This is a genomic window from Kribbella sp. WER1 (genome assembly GCF_054189145.1).
Genome location: NZ_CM135186.1, coordinates 6684605 through 6700655, shown reverse-complemented (window position 1 = coordinate 6700655; position 16051 = coordinate 6684605). Strand labels below are relative to the sequence as shown.

The window sequence follows — 16051 nt, the reverse complement described above, 5'->3', positions numbered from 1 at the left end:
CGGTGCAGTGGTCTCGACCGGGCGTGAGGACCGATCCGTACGGAGACACCGTGGAGGATTGGTCCTCGCCCATCGTGGCTGACGTAGTCGGTCGTATGACGCAGCGCCGTACGCGAGAGATCAACTCTGGCAAAGACGTTGTCGTTACCACGTGGGTGCTCTTCACGAACACGCTCGGGATCAAGGCCGCGCACCGCATCACCTACGGCGGCACGGTGTACGAGGTTGATGGTGACCCGCTGGTTGCCACTGACATCAGCTCTGCCCACCACGCCGAGGTTGCACTGAAGAGGGCGGGCTGATGGCGAAACCTGACTTCAAGCTCGACAAGATCGGCCCGCAAGAGATCCTGCTGTCCGGCGCGGTCGGAGCAGAGATCACGCGACTCGCTCAGGCCGTCGCCGCAAACGCTGACGTGCCGTCGTACGCCGAAGTCGTCGTGGATGAGTACACGACTGACCGTGAAGCCGCGTCGGTGACGATCCGGCATCCGGCGGGCGTGGCGATTCAGGCAAAGTACGGGTCGCTCACACGGGCGGCGTCTGCTGTGGGGCTTGAGGTGAACGAGAAGTGACACCAGTCTTCCCCGACCCGCGCCCGGAGATGCTTGCCACCCTTCGCGCGAAGCTTGCCGGAGGCACCTACGCAAACGCGCTCATCAAGGCGCGCTACACGGCGGACCGCAACCCCGCAGCGAACCCGCCTCCTCTTGTCGTCCTCTCTGACGACGGCACCACCACCCCCCAACGAAATGCACTAGAGCGCGTCACGATCCGGCTCACGGTCTGGCACGGCGACCCATTCACAGCCCGCGCGCTGTCGGCGGTCTGTAAGGCGTATCTCCTGGACCACTACGGCCCTGCGGTGCGCTCCGTGGCTCCCATCTCGGGACCGTTCCCGGCTGATGACCCGGACACCGGAGAGCCGATGTCAACGGTGCTCGTGTCCGCGTACACGCGTCCGCTCTAACCCACTCAACGACTGGAGAAATCAACATGGCTGGAGACAGCTCTAACGCGTCGCTGTGGACTAACGCCGACGTGTACTTTGCACCGGACGGCACCGCAGCGCCGACCGATGTCACTACGCCCCCGGCTGTCGCCTACAAGCTCGTGGGCCTGCTGGACGGCGACGAGGGCTTTACCGAAGCCCGCGAGGACGAGACCAACGAGCACTACGCGTGGGGCGGCATCCTCGTTCGCCAGACCAAGAGCAAGCACAAGCGGACCATCCGGTTCGTGGCGCTCGAGGACAACGAGAACACGTTCGCTCTCGTGAACCCTGGCTCGACCCGGACCACCAACGCAGGGCTGACCAGCTCGACTGTGAAGGTCCCGGTGTCCGGCGACATTCACGCGTTCCTCTTCGAGGTCCGCGAGGGCGACAAGATCAAGCGTCGCCACGTGAAGCGCGCGGAGGTGACCGAGGTTGCCGAGATCAAGGAGTCTGAGACGGAGCTGTCCGTCTTCGACATCACGATCACGATCTACCCGGACGCTGACGGCACGCTGTACACGGAGCTTGAAGGTTCCGCGACCGTCGAGCCGTAAGGCATCTCCCGCAACACCCTCCGGGGTGGCCGTACTGCGCTGGTCCGGCCACCCCTCACCACCCCATGACCAGCGCAACACATACCAAGGAGACCAGCGCAAATGTCTACCAACACCGCCAAGCAGGCTGAGGCTCAGGGCGAGTCGATCGTCTTCGAGTACGCAGGGACTGAGTACATCATCCCGGCTGCTACGGAGTGGCCGGTCCGAGCGCTCCGCGCCATCGAAGAGGGTCAGGTTGCGACCGCGATGCGATCGCTCCTCGGCGCAGAGGTGTACGACAAGTTCGAGGCGAAGGCGACCGTTCGTCAGCTCACTGAGCTGTGGGAGGCGCTGAGCGAGGCTGCCGGTTTCGCTGAGGGAAACTGACGCACCTCAGTCTCCTACTTCGCGACCATTCCGACGCCATAGAGGCAGACCTTCAGCGCTACTACCAGGTCGATCTGGTGGACCTGTGGCGCGGAGGTCTGTCACTTCGTCGCGTCTCCGTGCTGGTCCGGCACTTGCCGCGTACGTCGGCAACGTCCGAAGCCCTGTACGGCGAGATCGCTAGCTGGACGACTGAGGCGGTTCTACTCGCGGACCTCTACGGCGTGTGGGCAGGCGAACCACACCCCGCGTTGCCAAAGGCAACTGATGACAAGGCGCGTGCTGCTGACGCGCGCAAACGGCTGCAAGCGCAGCGCAAGCGCCTACAAGGGGGCACACCGTGAGCAACATCGGATACGCAACCCTCCAGATCATCCCGTCTCTGAAGGGCGTCGCCGCGTCGATTCAGAACCAGATGGGTGGCGGGGACGTTGCGAGCGCCGGAAAGAAGTCCGGCGTATCGGTCGGTGGCGCGGTCATGGCTGGTGTCAAGACCGCGCTGAAGGCGACCGTTGCCGGAGGCGCGCTCTTCGCCGGAATCGCTGCCAAGAAGGGCATTGACCGCCTCCTCAACATCGAGGACGCCCGCGCCAAGCTTCAGGGGCTCGGGCACGACACCAAGACCGTAGACGCGATCATGAAGAACGCGCTCAACTCGGTCAAGGGTACGGCGTTCGGCCTTGACGAAGCAGCGAAGACGGCTGCGGGCGCCGTCGCGTCAGGCGTGCAGCCTGGCAAGGATCTTGAGCGCACGCTGAAACTCGTGGGCGACGCGGCCACCATCGGCGGCACGTCCATGGGCGAGATGGGCGCCATCTTCAACAAGGTAGCCGCCTCCGGCAAGATCCAGGGCGACGTTATCGCCCAGCTCGGAGACCGGGGCATTCCGATTCTTCAGCTCCTGGGTAAGGAACTGGGCAAGACCCCGGCTGAGGTCGCCAAGCTGGCGTCACAGGGCAAGGTCGATTTCGCCACCTTCCAGAACGCCATGGAGAAGGGCCTTGGTGGTGCGGCGCTGAAGAGCGGTGAGACCACACGAGGCGCATTCAAGAACATGATGGCGTCCATCGGGCGTATCGGCGCGAACTTCTTGTCCGGCGTCTTCCCGCTGTTCCAGAAGGGCTTCGTTGGCATCACCAACCTACTCGGGCCGGTGGAGGACAAGGCGAAGCAGCTAGGCGCCGTGCTCGGCACCGCGTTCTCCAAGCTGGGCTCGCTTCTCAAGCCCGTGCTTACCGAGATCGTCGGCGGGTTCCGCGCGTTCGGCGCGGCCTGGAAGGCGTTCGATGGAGACATCACGTCGTCCGGCTTCCCGGGCTTCATGGAAAAGCTAGCGTTCATCTCCCGCACGGTCTTTACCGAGATCGTCGGTGGCGTCCGCGCCTTCATCGCATCGTGGAAGATCTTCGACGGGGACGTAACAAGTTCCGGCTTCCCGGGCTTCATGGAGAAGGCGGCCTTCCAAGCTCGCACGATGTTTGAAGCACTGAAGGCCGGATTCACCCAGACTGCCGCATTCGTGAAGCAACACGAGACGCTATTCAAGTCGCTAGCTGCGGCTGTCGCCGGTGGCGCTCTCGCGTTCAAGGCGTTCTCTATCGCTCAGGGTGTCGTCAACAACGTGACTGGGGCCGTAAAGGCATTCACCCTCGCGGCTCGCGCCATGAGCATTGCACTGTCCGCCAACCCAATTGGCATCGTAGTAGTTGCCCTGGGCGCGCTTGTCGCCGGACTCATCTACGCGTACCGAAATTCCACCGTATTTCGCAACATCGTCAACGGCGCACTTAAGACCGTGATGTCCGTCGCGTCTCAGGTCGGGTCGTTCATCAAGACGACGTTCGGCCCTGCGTGGGCGTCGCTCACTCAGGCCATTACCACGAGCCTACTCCCGGCTCTGCAGAATCTCTGGTCCGTCTTTAAGGCAAAGGTGCTACCGGCGATTGTGCAAGTGATCGGCGTAGTCGGGAAGTTCTACGCGGGCGTGCTGTCAGTAGCCGTCGCCATTTTGTCGAAGGTCGGTCCGCCGATCCTGAAATTCGCCGCGTGGCTCGCGATCAACCTCGTGAAGTCGATCATCGGCACGATTACCGTTGTCGTGAAGATCGTTGCCGCGATCATCCGATTCGGTACCACGCTGGTCAGCGCGGCTGTGTCAGTCGGCAAGTTCGCCGCCACCGTTGCCTCGAAGATCGCTGCTGTCGTTGGGTTCTTCCTGGCTCTCCCCGGCAAGGTGCTGTCCGCCGTGGGCAACATGGCTGCGCTCCTGGTCCGCAAGGGTACCGAGCTGGTAACCGGCCTGCTCAATGGCGCGAAGAATGGGCTCACGTCGGCGCTGCATTTCATGTCCGGCATTGGTCACAGCCTCTCAAGCGCGGTCGGTAATCTCGGAAGCCTGCTGTACAACGCGGGCTCGCAAATCGTTCAGGGTCTCGCCAACGGAATCCGGAACGGGGCATCCGCCGCGATCAGTGCTGCTGGGGATGTCGCGTCGAGCGTGCTGAACAAAGCGAAGAGCGTTCTTGGAATCCACTCTCCGTCCCGTGAGTTCGCAAAGATTGGTGACTTTATCAATCAGGGCTTCAAGGCGGGCTTGAACGGCTCCTCTTCGCAAGTCACTGCGGCGGTCACCTCCCTGATGACGAAGGTCCGGGACATCGGGTTCACGTACGCGGACACGAAGGCGTCGATTCAGAAGCAGATCGCTTCGTACAACGCGGCCATCGCCAAGCAGCAGGCGAAAATCAAGCCAATCACCAAGGGCATGACTAAGGCACAGGTTGCTGCGGTCAAGAAGAGCAACGCGGCTGCTGCTGCGAGCATAGCGGACCTTCAGAAGAAGATCGCAGCGTCTCGCGGGGAGCTGAACAAGCTCAATGCCCTCATCGGCAAAATCGGTACAGCGAGTGGCCGACAGGCGTTCTCGCGCTCGATCGCTGGGCAGTACAACCAGCTCCTCTCGATCGTGAAGCAGCGCGAGGCTGTCGCGGTCAAGCTGGAGGCGGCGAAGAAGCAGCTCACCGACGCCATCACCCTCCGGGACGACTTCCGGAAGGCGGTCACTGATTCGGCGCTGGCGTTCAACAACATCACCAACATTAGCGCCAACGGCGGCACGCTCAAGGCGAAGAACATCCTCAAGGGGATGCAGTCCACGCTTCAGAAGACGCTCGATTTCGCGGCGAATCTCGCGAAGCTGAAGGCGTCCGGGCTGCGTGACGATCTGTACAAGCAGATCGCTGACGCGGGCGTGGACGCTGGAGGCGACACCGCAAAGGCGCTCGTTAAGGGCGGAGCTGAAGCTGTTGCTCAAGCCAACGACCTTCAGCGTCAGATCGCTAACGCGTCTGCCGGACTGGGCAACACGGCTGCGACCAACCTCTACCAGGCTGGCGTAGACGCTGCTCAGGGGCTGGTCAACGGCCTTACGGCGCAGGCGAAGCAGCTCGACGCGGCGGCTACCAAGCTCGCTAACGCGCTGGTTGCTGCGGTCAAGAAGGCGCTTGGCATCCACTCGCCGTCGAGGGTGCTGGCGAAGCTCGGGGCGTACTCCGGTCAGGGCTTCGTCATCGGCCTTCAGGGCGAGATCGCCAACGTCAACAAGGCGGGCGCTGGCCTCGGTGACGCGGTCGTTAGCGGCGCGTCTCTGCCGGTTCGTTCGGCGTCTCTGTCCGGCGCACTTCCCGCACGCCCCGGAGGCTCCGGGGCGCGGGGTGATGTCTACGTGTCCGTTGATGGCGCTGGCGACCCCGCAGCGACGGCCCGCGAGACCGGGCGAATCCTGGCACGAAAGGCGGTCTGATGATCCTTACGGCCTACCGGGTTGCCCTTGGCACCGTTCGTCTTGGAGAGACGGACGACGCCGGGGTGACCTGGATTGTCGAAGACCTGGAGGGGTGGCACGCAACCGGATCAACCGGTGAGGTCACCCAACGGACCGGGCGGAACGGGGGATGGCGGAACCGTGCGTACCTCGCGGCGCGAGGGATGACACTCAAGGGCTCCGTCGTCTCCCCGCTGCCGAACGTCGGAGACCTGATTGACCAGCTCATCGACTCGGTTCCGCTGGACGTTCCGGCGCCGATGACCGTTTACGGCGTGACCGGAGATGACCGCGTGGCGTACGTGCGACAGGAGGGCACCCCCGCCCCGCAAATCCTGTCGCCGTACGCGGCCACGTTCGAGATCGGGCTAGTCGCCCCCGACGCACTCAAGTACAGCTCGGTCCTGCACATCGAGAGCACGAAACTCCCGATGACGTTCGGGGGCCTCAAGGTCCCGTTTAAGGTCCCGTTCGCGATCTCATCTGTAACGGTGTCCGGCGTACTGAGCGCGTACAACGCCGGTAACGCCGTCGTCGCGCCCCGCGTCATCATCTACGGCCCGGTCACCACCCCGCGCGTGACGCACGTCGATTCGGGCGCGGAGCTGGTGATCAATCTGACCCTCGGTGCTGGCGAGTACATCGATCTCGACCTAGGGAATCGCACTGCGTACCTCAACGGTACGGCGTCCCGTCGCGGGTTCGTCTCCGGTCAGTGGTTCTCCCTCCAGCGCGGAGACAACCTCATCGCGTTCAACTCCCCCACCTACTCACCAGACGCCGAACTGCAAGTCATCTGGCGTGACGCATGGAAGTGAGCATATGACGATCTCTATCCCGCAGTGGGTCAACGATCCCGGAGACAACACCCTTCTCTACGACGCCGCCGCGCTGCGGTCTATGGACACGCTCTATGCGTTCTACGACGGCGCCGTGCTTGGGGGTCGTACCGGCGTCCGCCCGGGCGGCACGGGCATGCAGGTCACGTTCACTGGTTCCACGTGGATGATTGCCCCCGGCATCGCTGCTATCACTGCCGTCTCGTCTGGCGCGTTCGGTGAGTACCGGTTCGCCGTGACGGCAACGGAGTCCGGCGCGATTCCGGCTCCTGATGCGACCAACCCCCGGAAGGACATCCTTGTCCTCCAGCTCCAGGACAAGGACAACGGAGACGCACAGTCCCGCGTCTACGCGCGGTATCTGGCAGGCAGCCCGAACGCTACGCCAACCGCCCCAGCCACCCCCGCGAAGTCGCTACTCCTGGCAACGTTCACCGTGCCGACCTCCGGCTCAACCTCCATGGTGGATGAGCGTGTCTACACCGTGGCGTCCGGTGGCATCCTACCGAGCAAGACGCGCCCCGCTGCGCCTGCTCTCGGTGCGACGATCTACAACACCACGTCTGGCATTGTCGAGGCGTGGAACGGTACGACGTGGGTCCCCCTTTCGCGCGGCAACGCCGTCACGCAGACCTTTGCCGCTAACGGCACCTGGACTAAGCCGTCCGGTGCGCAGTACGTAGAGGTAGAGGTCGTTGGCGGGGGTGGCGCCGGTGGGGGCGCGAACGCGTCCACTGCTGGTCAGCACTCCATGGGTTCTGGGGGCGGCGCTGGTGGCTACTCCTTCAAGCGGTTCAACGCTAGTGACCTCGGGTCCACAGTTCCCGTCACGGTCGGCGCTGGTGGCGCTGGCGTCGTCGGTGCCAACGGCAACGGTGGAGGTGCCTCCTCGTTCGCCTCAGCAACGGCAGTGGTCGCCAACGGCGGTGGAGGCGGCCTCTACGAGGCGCAGTCGGCATCGTCCTACGGCAACACGGGCGGAGCGTCCGGTACGGCGTCCGGTGGGGATCGCTCGATCTCTGGGGGTGGCGGCGCTGGTGGCTTCGGCGCGGCTGCGTTCGCAATCGGAGGCGCTGGCGGCGACAGCTTCTTTGGTGGCGGCGGTCGCGGTGTCGGCGGTGGCGGTAACGGCGCGGCTGTCGCTGGTGCTGACGGCGGCGCGTACGGTGCTGGAGGTGGCGGGGCGCAGTCCAGCAACGGCAAGGGCTCCGTTGCTGGTGGTGCAGGCGGACCAGGCCGTGTGTTCGTGACCACCTATTTCTGATCTCGATCCGTAAGGAGGCTCGCGCATGCCGCCGAAAAGTCGCATGTTCGCATCCGCACAGCGACCGTTGCCAGAAGCCCCGAAAACCGGCGAGATCCCGTCTTACATCTGGTACGGAGCAGACCTAGTTACGGGCAACATCATCGAAGAGCTTCCGTTCGTCCCGGGTGGCCCCATCTCCCGCGTCATCGGCGCCTACACCTCCCTGCAAGGCACTCTCGCTCTGCCGGACTCTCCGGCAGGGTGGGAGGCTGCTACGGAGCCGGGTCGCGTGATGCTGGTGTGCGTCCGCGCGGAGGACGAGATGCCGCTGTGGGGCGGGATCGTCATCGGGAGGTCCGGGGGTACCAACTTCACGATCGAGCTGTCCCTGGTCAGCATTGAGGGCTACTTTGACCGACGGTTTGTCAAGGCGCGCGACAACGAGCAACGCAACGCCTCCGGTATCGCTCTGAATCTGGTCTTCGACATCCCGGAGAGCATCGGATTGACGTGGCTCGCGTACACCAGTGACCTCACGCTAGACCGCGAGTACACCGACACGTCCGATCAGACCGTCTACTCGCAGCTAACGGAGCTGATGGGGCTGCAGGGAGGGCCTGAATGGACGGTGGACATTCTCTGGAAGAACGCCAACCACACGGCATTCGACAAGCGCTTCCACGTAGAGCAGACCATCGGGCGCGGGAGCTGGGACAACCCAGAGGCAGTGTTCGACTTCCCCGGCAACGTTGTGGAATACACGCTGAGCGAAGACTTCACGTCCGACAAGGGCGCGAACCACATTGAGTACTTCGGTGATGGAGAGGGTGACACTCGCCCGGCTGGCGTCCCTGCGCGCGCTACGGATCTGCTCGCGGCAGGTTGGCCGCGTTACGAGTTCCGGAGAACCATCGCTGGCGCCGACGAGGACGACGACCTGACGAAGCACGCTGCCGAAGCGCTGACGTGGATGAAGCAGGGTGCGCGCATCGTGACACTCGTTGGTCGCGCCTCCGAAGCGCCCCGGCTTGAGGTCGCATGGTCGCTCGGGTCGCCAGTGAAGCTTGAGGTTTCCGAGTCCCCGCGCCACCCGAACGGCTACTCGCTCACGGCCCGTGCAATCGGCTGGGAGCTGGACACGCTAGACGGCACCGTGACCCCAATGCTTGAGGAACAGGAGCTAGACGAATGAGCAAGTACGAAGCGCGCCTTCCCGCCAACGATGACGCGATCATTCGGCGCATTCAGTCGCTGGAGGCTGAGGTCCGGGAGCTGCGAGCAGCGCGGCGCCTGGAAGCGTCCACGATCGGACGCGGCGGTATCACAGTGCAAGGCGGCGCGATCATCCTCCGCGATGCCAACGGCAATGAAATCGCTCGGATGGGCGCGCGGGAAGACCTGCTTCCGTCACCGTCCGGCGACGTACAGCCGGGGTTCATCCTCCGCCGCAACGACGGCACTATCGCCTTCACCCTGGACGACCCCGACCCGAACACCTACGGGTACAGACAGCTACTGAAGATGCATGACCAGCAGGGGCACATCATCTTCCAGGAGGACTACGTCCAGGGCTGGGGGCTGTCTAACCCAACGTTCTCTCACGCCATGAGTCCACTCACGCCGAACCTGTGGCCTGGAACGGCGTTGGGCACCTATCAGAACATGCTCTTCGCACAGCTTCAGGTGTGGAATCCGTTGCTGGATGTGGGTATCGTCGGGACTTGCACCAAGACCACCCCCGTTACCTCAGGCACGATCCAACTACTCATGGGCGGATTGGTAGTGGGCACTCTGACTGTGCCGGATGACGGCTACTACGAAAAGAACTTCACCATCGACTTCACGACGATTCCGGGTATGGCGCCGGGCTCGGTTGTGCAGCTTCTCGTACAGGCAAAACGGGACGCGGGCGCAGGCAGCATTCAGGCTAACTACAACTGGGTTCTCGGCCGAGGCTCTGAGCAGATCGTCTAACCAACATACGTAAGGAGACCAGCGCAAAGAATGGCTAACTACATCACCTTCGAGGGCTTCCGCATGGACGCCCGTACACGAGACATGCTCATTGAGCTTCGCCGGATCACTACGGCTCCCGTCGTCCTCACGCAGGGCGGGTTCAACAAGGGTGGCGTTGCCGCGTCTGCTGGCACGCATGACGGCGGCGGCGCACTGGACATCCGCGCCCGCAACCTCACCGATACGCAGATTCGAGAGGTCGTTCTCCGCGCGCGGCAGGTTGGCTTCGCCGCCTGGCACCGAACGCCCGCGCAGGGCAAGTGGGTTGAGCACATCCACATGATTGCTGTCGGCTGTCCGTCGCTGTCGGCGGGCGCGAAGAAGCAGGTAACTGCCTACAAGAACGACCGCAACGGCCTTGCGAACAACGGCAAGGACGACGGCCCGCGCCTCTACGCGGGGAACACCTGGGAGTCCTACAAGGCGTCGATCGCCAAGCAGGGTGGCAACTCTGCTCAGGCTCCGCGCGGCGCGACTGTCCACCGTTTCTACATTCAGTATGGCGCGTATGGAGGCTACTTCCACACCGGCCAGAAGACCGCGCTTGATGAGTGCCGCCTGTTCGTCCGTTGGTGCGGGCGTCTCGGCGTCGCATCCGAGCGGGACATGCGTGTCTGGGAGACGTTCATCCGTCAAAACGACTGGCGGTCGGCTGGTCTCCAGCTCACGGGGATTATCAAGAACCTCCAGCGCCGGTACCGCCTGCACGTAGACGGCGTGTTCGGACCGCAGACGGCTTCCATCATGCAGCACGACAACTACAACGTGGTTGCCTGAGGCAACCGGAATAGAGACCCACATGCTGAAGAAGATCCTTGACAAGCTCCGCGACGAGCCGGTTCGTGTTCGACTGTACGCCGTCGTCGTCCTGGTGGCGGGGTACCTCCTGGCGCGCGGCTACGTCGACGCCACGGACTACCAGTTCATCCTGTCCCTGGTCGCCGCCGTTCTCGGTGTCGAAGCCGCGCGGTCGAAGGTGTCCCCTGCCATCAACGACAAGGCGCAGGAAGACGAGCACGCCGACCTGAGCGAGACTGACGCATGAGCCCGGCTCCTGAGTCAGACAGCGGGCTCGGGAGCGACGGTGCGGAGATCCGCGTCATGCTTGCCCGGTTCGAGGCGAAGCTAGACGTTGCCCTCGCGCAGCACAGCGCGAAGCTAGACCAGCACGACCGCGAGCTACGCGATCTCCGCGAGCTGCGGAAGGAAGCCGTGACCAAGCTCGAGGCCGAAGACGAGAAGCTTGCCGCCCGCGTCACGGCGCTGGAGCAGCGGCCGAGCGTGGCACCCAAGGCCCTGTGGGGCGCCTTCGTATCCGCTGTCGGCGTCATCGCCGCACTATCCCCGCTGCTCGCCCGCCTCTACGGGCAGTAACACCGAAGCCCCCGGCTCACATCGAGTCGGGGGCTTTTTCGTGTTTCGGGTGAGCAGGTTTCCCAGATCTGGCCCTGTACCTCCTCGCAAGCACAACCACAACCAGGAGGCACCCCGATATGAAGACCAGCACATTCCGCGCGCTCACGGGCGAACTCGTGACCGTCACGCGGACCGAGAGCGGCGGCCACGTCCTGCGCTACCCGGACGGGCGCGTGACTGTCATCGGCGGTGCGCGGTGAGCGATCTTGACGGCTCCGTGTCGGAGCGCATCGACAAGCTTCACGCGGAGGCGGAAGAGCTATACGACCGCGCCCGCTTCTGTCAGTACGACGACACCGCCGACGCGCTCCGGGCTGAGGCCACGCGCAAGGTCAAGCAAGCTGCACAGCTCCGCGCACGTCACGAGGAGGACCAGTGATCACCCCGTTTCAGAAGTTCCAGCGTGGACGGCGCTACCGCGTGCTCGTGGAGGGCGTCGGAGAGAACGACTACTCGCTACGTGTCGGCGGTGCAACGGTCCGCTTCGGCCCCATCAGTGACCGCACGAAGGTACGGGTAGAGGAGCTTCCCCCGGAGGCGCCGAAGTGGCGGGCGGGAGACGTTCTCAGCCTTCAGTTTGTACGAGGCGGCAGCTCCTACACCTACGTTCGCGGACTCTACGGCTGGCCGGGGGAGCGCAAGAGCCTGACTGACGCCGAGATCGACCGCTCATGGCGTCTCGGTCTGGTGACGCCCTTGCTTCAGGCAGGCGGTCAGCCATTCGACATGGAGAGGATCTACGGCGCCTAATGCTCATCGGCCTTATCGGCAAGAAGCAGTCCGGCAAAGACACCTTCGCACGTGCACTCGCGAAGTACGACGTACACCGCTTCGCGTTCGCTGACCCGCTGCGTGAGGCTCTGCTGGGGTTTGACCCGAACATCGTCATCAACCAAGACGAGTACGGCTGGTTCCTTGACGAGAACTGGTGTCTTCCGTACGGCGCTCCGTTCACGCTCCGGCTCTCCCATCTCGTTTCCGCGATGGGCTGGGATGGCGCCAAGAACCTCCGTGAGGTCCGCCGCGCAATGCAGAACTTCGGCGTCGGCATTCGGGAGCTGGACCCCGATTTCTGGCTCAACATCACGGCGACGAAGGTCTATCAAGCCCGCTTCGCTGAGGGCAAAGACGTGGTAATCACAGACGTGCGATTCGAGAACGAAGCCGAATGGGTCAAGGAGGCCGGTGGCATCCTCGTACGCATCACCCGCCCCGGTCTCGTGAGCGACGACACGCACGAGTCAGAGACGGCGCTCGACAACCACAACACCGACTTTCACGTCACGAACACATCTCTAGAAGATCTCGACACCTGGGCTAGCAGGATCGTCACCCACCACCACGCATGACAGCAGCCCCCGTTCCGGTACATACCGGGCGGGGGCTTTTGTCGTTTGCCCGAATCTGAGCAAACACTCAGCTCCGGATGCGCAAGGAGCCTCACGGCTGTTACGCTCCTGTTATGGCCACCACAGGGGCGCGGAAACTAGAGACCATCCGCGCGGACGCTCGGAAGCTGCTACGGCAGTACGAGCGAGCCGAAGAACATGCGCGCACACCGCTGCTCAAGCAGCTTGCAGGACTATTAGTTGAGGGTCGCTCACATTTTCTCACCGACGACGGTACGCCGGACTGGCGCGGGAAGACGTACCAGTATCGCGTCTGGGCTGGGGAGGTATACGCCGACATAGTCACGGGCGACGAGCTGAAGTCGCTCCAAGCAGCGGTCCGGTACCACGTCAGCGCTGCGCTCCGCGAGAGGCTGACGGAAGACGAGCTAGACGAACTCGGGCTCATCAAGGCGACGGCACGTGAGCGCTCACACGATCGACGCGTGCAGCGTGAAGCGGTGCTCAGCGCGATCACCTCCCGGGACATGGCGGGAGGTGCACTCCTGGCGCTCACCGCCGCGAACGATCTCCTACGGCGTGTGGACGTAACCGAGCTGGACGACCTCAGCCCGGAGGCTGTTCCCGTGGCGCTAGGGGCGGTGCAGTCGCTAGAGAGCGCTGCGCGGAGGTGGCGCCGACGCCTGGAGACGCGGGGCTGAGCCCCTGTTTCAGGCGTCCAAAGTGACGAAGTGACGAAAGTGACGGGTCCTCTCGTTCCCTTATATATATTTTGCAGTTTCTATATAGGGAAACCAGAACACCATCACTATCGTCACTTCGTCACTTTTTCTGTCTCCTCGCACCTCATCTGAGCAGGCTTCGCACCACTGGCCCTGTTCCTCTCTGTCCGAACACACGACAGAGAGGACCGCAAAGCGTGACGACTCCCAAGGTCAACACGATCAAGCGCGGAGGCGCACGCCTCTACGTGCACCCCGACGATGGACAGAAGGTCCCCGGGGTTACGTCCATCCTGAACATGCTCCCGAAGGACTTCCTCAAGTTCTGGGCAGCAAAGGCCGTCGCCACTCAGGCGGTTGACCTCCTAGGAGAGGTCGTCGGCATCGCGCTTCGCGACCGACAGGCCGCAATTGACATGCTCAAGCGTGCACCTGACCGCGACGTAGCTCAGGCAGCGCAGAACGGCACGGACGTTCACGACATGTTCGAGCGCCTTGCCAAGGGTGAGACGTTGGGCCGGATCCACCCGGACCTGGAGCCGTACGTCGGCATCTTCCGAGGCTTCGAGAAGCAGTACGATCCGGAGTTCCTGTTCCTGGAGCAGACCGTCTGGTCTGTCAAGCACGGCTACGCGGGCTCCTTCGACTGGTGCGCCAAGGTCACCGACCCGAAGACGGGCGAACGGCTGACCGCTATGGGCGACTGGAAGACGACGCGGTCCGGCGTACACGAGGAGGTCTCCCTCCAGCTCACCGCGTACGCGAACGCGGACTACATCGTGGGCGCTGATGGCGCTCAGATCGACATTCCTCAGATCGACGTGGGCTTGGTTGTCCACGCGCGCCCCGAGGGCGGGCAGGTCGTACCGGCGCTGATCAGCGACGAGCTGTTCACTGAGGTCTTCCTCCCACTCATGCAGATCTTCCAGTACGAGAAGGAGACCAAGAAGACCGTCCTCGGTCAGGGGATCCCCATCGAGATCGTAGAAGAGCCGAAGCGACGGGGGCGCCGATGAGCACGGGTGCGCTTGGTTCCATCGCGATCAGCGACGGCGTACGCGACGTTGTGTTTGATGTGCTGGCGCGCGTCTGCGAGGGCGGTTGGGACTGGTCGGAAGAAGCCATCATCAGGCGCACCTCAGACGGTGCGCTCTTCTACGTCAGTGACTCCGGATGTTCGTGCAGCTCGTTCGGCGACAACCTGACCACGGCGGACCTCATCCCCCTTCGCACCGTAGAGGGCGGATTCCGTAAGGCAGTGAACCGCGCCGACATGCGGCGCTCGTACAAGCAGGGAGAGGACGTATAACTGTGACCGAACTGAACGACCGAGACGACGTAATCTGGCTCGCTGGTCTGCTCGAAGGTGAAGGAACGTTCGACCTGCACCGGGGCAAGTACCCGCGCGTCCGCGTCGGCATGACTGACCGCGATGTCGTAGGACGTGCCGCAACGTTGCTCGGGGCAAACGTCCGCCTCTCGCTGAAGTCTGCTCCGGCGCAGGCGACCTGGCACGCGGAGGTCAGCGGAGAGAAGGCTGTTGCCGTCATGCGCGCGATTCTCCCGTTCATGGGCTCGCGTCGATCCGGCAAGATCGCCACCATTCTCGGCACGGCTCAGCTCGGGTACTCCCCGGCTCCGGCCCGCCCGAAGGTGCTCTCTGCTCCCGGTCCGCAGATCTGCCGCCCGCCCGCATTGCGCTAATGCGTAAGACGCCCCGCGTGACTCTCACATGAGCAGGCGGGGCGTCGCTGGCCCTGTACCTCCCTGTACCGCGCTACAGCGCACACCTTCAAGGAAGGACCAACAAACACACATGTCTCTGAAGATTTTCGGCGGGGAGAACGGCGAGGCCCCGAAGAAGACGAAGTTCTCCGACGATGTTGTCGGGCGGTTCCGCTCCGGCTACCAGGTGGAGCAGGGCCGGAAGATGACGCCGGTTGCACTCCAAGAGTGGCGCGTCACGACTGGTGACCCGGCTGTTGCCGAAGCAGTCCGTGAGGCCATGGGTGGCGACGAGGCGCAGGAGTGGGACGCTACCGGTGAAGACAACCTGGAGGTCTTCACGACTTCCAAGGGCGTTGATGTCGTCCTGGACGGCCCGAAGGCTCTCCGTCAGCGGATGATCCTGTGGGGCCGGAACGGCAAGGTCATTCGCGAGTCTGACGGCGAGACCTGCACGGACGGTACGCCGGACCCGCAGGCGGGACAGTCCCTTGCTCAGCGCAAGGAAGAGGCCCGGAACGGCACCGGCGCTGAGCCTCAGATCGAGGTGTATTTCCGCCTCGCGGGCAACGAGGACCTCGGTGTCTTCAAGTTCCAGTCGGGCTCGTGGTCGCTGGCGTCTGACCTGGCGTACAACGGCGTTGCTGACGAGCTGGACGACCTCAGCGCGGACGCCGACGACGGCAAGGTCCACGCGCACCTGTCGCTCGAAGAGGTCTCCTTCATCGCGAAGAACGGCCCGCGTGCTGGCCAGACCGTGAGCTACACGAAGCCGGTTCTGAAGATCAAGCGCGCCGCCTGATGCGGCTCGCGGCCTGGCTCCTCATGGCCACTGCTGGCGGGCTCATTCTGGGCTTCCTGCTGCCCTCACCAATCAGTTTTCTGCTGGCTATGGTCTGGGGCGGCGTCGTGGCTCTAGCAGCTCCGCAGTCCGATTGACCGCTTGCCCCCGCATCGATCCCTACTCCGGTCGGTGCGGGGGCTTTCCCTTTGCAG

The 16051-nt window shown here is 63.7% G+C and carries 22 protein-coding genes; all 22 read left to right on the top strand.

Annotated elements, in window-relative coordinates; translation table 11 throughout:
• Positions 1–95 precede the first annotated feature (95 nt).
• Complete coding sequence (locus tag ACXJJ3_RS32795; RefSeq protein WP_458165738.1) at positions 96–302, top strand: hypothetical protein; 207 nt, start codon at positions 96–98, stop codon at positions 300–302.
• The gene (locus ACXJJ3_RS32790; protein WP_458165737.1) at positions 302–574 is read left to right on the top strand and encodes a hypothetical protein; all 273 of its coding nucleotides are present in this window, start codon (positions 302–304) and stop codon (positions 572–574) included. Before ACXJJ3_RS32795 ends, ACXJJ3_RS32790 begins: the two co-directional genes overlap by 1 nt.
• Positions 571–969 carry a hypothetical protein gene (locus tag ACXJJ3_RS32785; RefSeq protein ID WP_458165736.1) on the top strand — a complete coding sequence of 133 codons (399 nt, stop codon included), beginning with the start codon at positions 571–573 and terminating at the stop codon, positions 967–969. Before ACXJJ3_RS32790 ends, ACXJJ3_RS32785 begins: the two co-directional genes overlap by 4 nt.
• A gap of 26 nt (positions 970–995) precedes the next feature.
• Positions 996–1550, top strand: coding sequence for a phage tail tube protein (locus ACXJJ3_RS32780; RefSeq protein WP_458165735.1), 555 nt, complete (start codon positions 996–998; stop codon positions 1548–1550).
• 102 nt (positions 1551–1652) lie between these two features.
• A complete protein-coding gene (locus ACXJJ3_RS32775) occupies positions 1653–1919 on the top strand; it encodes a hypothetical protein (RefSeq protein WP_458165734.1) in 267 nt (88 codons plus the stop codon).
• Positions 1920–2259: 340 nt separating this feature from the next.
• Positions 2260–5721, top strand: a complete 3462-nt coding sequence (locus ACXJJ3_RS32770) for a phage tail protein (RefSeq protein WP_458165733.1) — start codon at positions 2260–2262, stop codon at positions 5719–5721.
• Complete coding sequence (locus tag ACXJJ3_RS32765; RefSeq protein WP_458165732.1) at positions 5721–6560, top strand: phage distal tail protein; 840 nt, start codon at positions 5721–5723, stop codon at positions 6558–6560. Before ACXJJ3_RS32770 ends, ACXJJ3_RS32765 begins: the two co-directional genes overlap by 1 nt.
• Positions 6561–6564: 4 nt before the next feature.
• Positions 6565–7845 (top strand): glycine-rich domain-containing protein, encoded by a 1281-nt coding sequence (locus tag ACXJJ3_RS32760; RefSeq protein ID WP_458165731.1) that lies wholly within the window; start codon positions 6565–6567, stop codon positions 7843–7845.
• 25 nt (positions 7846–7870) lie between these two features.
• Complete coding sequence (locus ACXJJ3_RS32755) at positions 7871–9019, top strand: hypothetical protein (protein WP_458165730.1); 1149 nt, start codon at positions 7871–7873, stop codon at positions 9017–9019.
• Entirely contained in the window at positions 9016–9801 is a 786-nt protein-coding gene (locus tag ACXJJ3_RS32750) for a hypothetical protein (RefSeq protein ID WP_458165729.1), read from the top strand. Before ACXJJ3_RS32755 ends, ACXJJ3_RS32750 begins: the two co-directional genes overlap by 4 nt.
• 30 nt (positions 9802–9831) lie before the next feature.
• Entirely contained in the window at positions 9832–10620 is a 789-nt protein-coding gene (locus ACXJJ3_RS32745; protein WP_458165728.1) for a hypothetical protein, read from the top strand.
• A 22-nt stretch (positions 10621–10642) separates the two neighbouring features.
• Positions 10643–10888: a phage holin gene (locus tag ACXJJ3_RS32740; RefSeq protein WP_458165727.1), complete on the top strand. Its 246-nt coding sequence runs from the start codon at positions 10643–10645 to the stop codon at positions 10886–10888.
• On the top strand, positions 10885–11217 hold the full coding sequence (locus ACXJJ3_RS32735; RefSeq protein WP_458165726.1) for a hypothetical protein: 333 nt from the start codon (positions 10885–10887) through the stop codon (positions 11215–11217). The genes ACXJJ3_RS32740 and ACXJJ3_RS32735 overlap by 4 nt, the downstream gene beginning before the upstream one ends.
• Positions 11218–11336: 119 nt before the next feature.
• Positions 11337–11459: a hypothetical protein gene (locus ACXJJ3_RS32730; protein WP_458165725.1), complete on the top strand. Its 123-nt coding sequence runs from the start codon at positions 11337–11339 to the stop codon at positions 11457–11459.
• The gene (locus ACXJJ3_RS32725; RefSeq protein WP_458165724.1) at positions 11456–11638 is read left to right on the top strand and encodes a hypothetical protein; all 183 of its coding nucleotides are present in this window, start codon (positions 11456–11458) and stop codon (positions 11636–11638) included. The genes ACXJJ3_RS32730 and ACXJJ3_RS32725 overlap by 4 nt, the downstream gene beginning before the upstream one ends.
• On the top strand, positions 11635–12009 hold the full coding sequence (locus ACXJJ3_RS32720) for a hypothetical protein (RefSeq protein WP_458165723.1): 375 nt from the start codon (positions 11635–11637) through the stop codon (positions 12007–12009). Before ACXJJ3_RS32725 ends, ACXJJ3_RS32720 begins: the two co-directional genes overlap by 4 nt.
• The gene (locus ACXJJ3_RS32715) at positions 12009–12608 is read left to right on the top strand and encodes a deoxynucleotide monophosphate kinase family protein (protein ID WP_458165722.1); all 600 of its coding nucleotides are present in this window, start codon (positions 12009–12011) and stop codon (positions 12606–12608) included. Before ACXJJ3_RS32720 ends, ACXJJ3_RS32715 begins: the two co-directional genes overlap by 1 nt.
• Positions 12609–12721: 113 nt before the next feature.
• Positions 12722–13309 (top strand): hypothetical protein, encoded by a 588-nt coding sequence (locus tag ACXJJ3_RS32710; RefSeq protein WP_458165721.1) that lies wholly within the window; start codon positions 12722–12724, stop codon positions 13307–13309.
• A 218-nt stretch (positions 13310–13527) separates the two neighbouring features.
• Positions 13528–14346, top strand: coding sequence for a hypothetical protein (locus ACXJJ3_RS32705; protein WP_458165720.1), 819 nt, complete (start codon positions 13528–13530; stop codon positions 14344–14346).
• Positions 14343–14639 carry a DUF7574 domain-containing protein gene (locus ACXJJ3_RS32700; RefSeq protein WP_458165719.1) on the top strand — a complete coding sequence of 99 codons (297 nt, stop codon included), beginning with the start codon at positions 14343–14345 and terminating at the stop codon, positions 14637–14639. The genes ACXJJ3_RS32705 and ACXJJ3_RS32700 overlap by 4 nt, the downstream gene beginning before the upstream one ends.
• A gap of 2 nt (positions 14640–14641) precedes the next feature.
• Positions 14642–15034 carry a hypothetical protein gene (locus tag ACXJJ3_RS32695; protein WP_458165718.1) on the top strand — a complete coding sequence of 131 codons (393 nt, stop codon included), beginning with the start codon at positions 14642–14644 and terminating at the stop codon, positions 15032–15034.
• Positions 15035–15146: 112 nt separating this feature from the next.
• Complete coding sequence (locus ACXJJ3_RS32690; protein ID WP_458165717.1) at positions 15147–15857, top strand: recombination directionality factor; 711 nt, start codon at positions 15147–15149, stop codon at positions 15855–15857.
• Positions 15858–16051: the final 194 nt, after the last annotated feature.

Coding starts and splice junctions, on each gene's coding strand:
- ACXJJ3_RS32710 (WP_458165721.1), top strand. CDS start 12,722: ATGGCCACCACAGGGGCGCGGAAACTAGAGACCATCCGCGCGGACGCT.
- ACXJJ3_RS32735 (WP_458165726.1), top strand. CDS start 10,885: ATGAGCCCGGCTCCTGAGTCAGACAGCGGGCTCGGGAGCGACGGTGCG.
- ACXJJ3_RS32795 (WP_458165738.1), top strand. CDS start 96: ATGACGCAGCGCCGTACGCGAGAGATCAACTCTGGCAAAGACGTTGTC.
- ACXJJ3_RS32700 (WP_458165719.1), top strand. CDS start 14,343: ATGAGCACGGGTGCGCTTGGTTCCATCGCGATCAGCGACGGCGTACGC.
- ACXJJ3_RS32740 (WP_458165727.1), top strand. CDS start 10,643: ATGCTGAAGAAGATCCTTGACAAGCTCCGCGACGAGCCGGTTCGTGTT.
- ACXJJ3_RS32755 (WP_458165730.1), top strand. CDS start 7,871: ATGCCGCCGAAAAGTCGCATGTTCGCATCCGCACAGCGACCGTTGCCA.
- ACXJJ3_RS32715 (WP_458165722.1), top strand. CDS start 12,009: ATGCTCATCGGCCTTATCGGCAAGAAGCAGTCCGGCAAAGACACCTTC.
- ACXJJ3_RS32750 (WP_458165729.1), top strand. CDS start 9,016: ATGAGCAAGTACGAAGCGCGCCTTCCCGCCAACGATGACGCGATCATT.
- ACXJJ3_RS32780 (WP_458165735.1), top strand. CDS start 996: ATGGCTGGAGACAGCTCTAACGCGTCGCTGTGGACTAACGCCGACGTG.
- ACXJJ3_RS32760 (WP_458165731.1), top strand. CDS start 6,565: ATGACGATCTCTATCCCGCAGTGGGTCAACGATCCCGGAGACAACACC.
- ACXJJ3_RS32745 (WP_458165728.1), top strand. CDS start 9,832: ATGGCTAACTACATCACCTTCGAGGGCTTCCGCATGGACGCCCGTACA.
- ACXJJ3_RS32790 (WP_458165737.1), top strand. CDS start 302: ATGGCGAAACCTGACTTCAAGCTCGACAAGATCGGCCCGCAAGAGATC.
- ACXJJ3_RS32765 (WP_458165732.1), top strand. CDS start 5,721: ATGATCCTTACGGCCTACCGGGTTGCCCTTGGCACCGTTCGTCTTGGA.
- ACXJJ3_RS32690 (WP_458165717.1), top strand. CDS start 15,147: ATGTCTCTGAAGATTTTCGGCGGGGAGAACGGCGAGGCCCCGAAGAAG.
- ACXJJ3_RS32775 (WP_458165734.1), top strand. CDS start 1,653: ATGTCTACCAACACCGCCAAGCAGGCTGAGGCTCAGGGCGAGTCGATC.
- ACXJJ3_RS32730 (WP_458165725.1), top strand. CDS start 11,337: ATGAAGACCAGCACATTCCGCGCGCTCACGGGCGAACTCGTGACCGTC.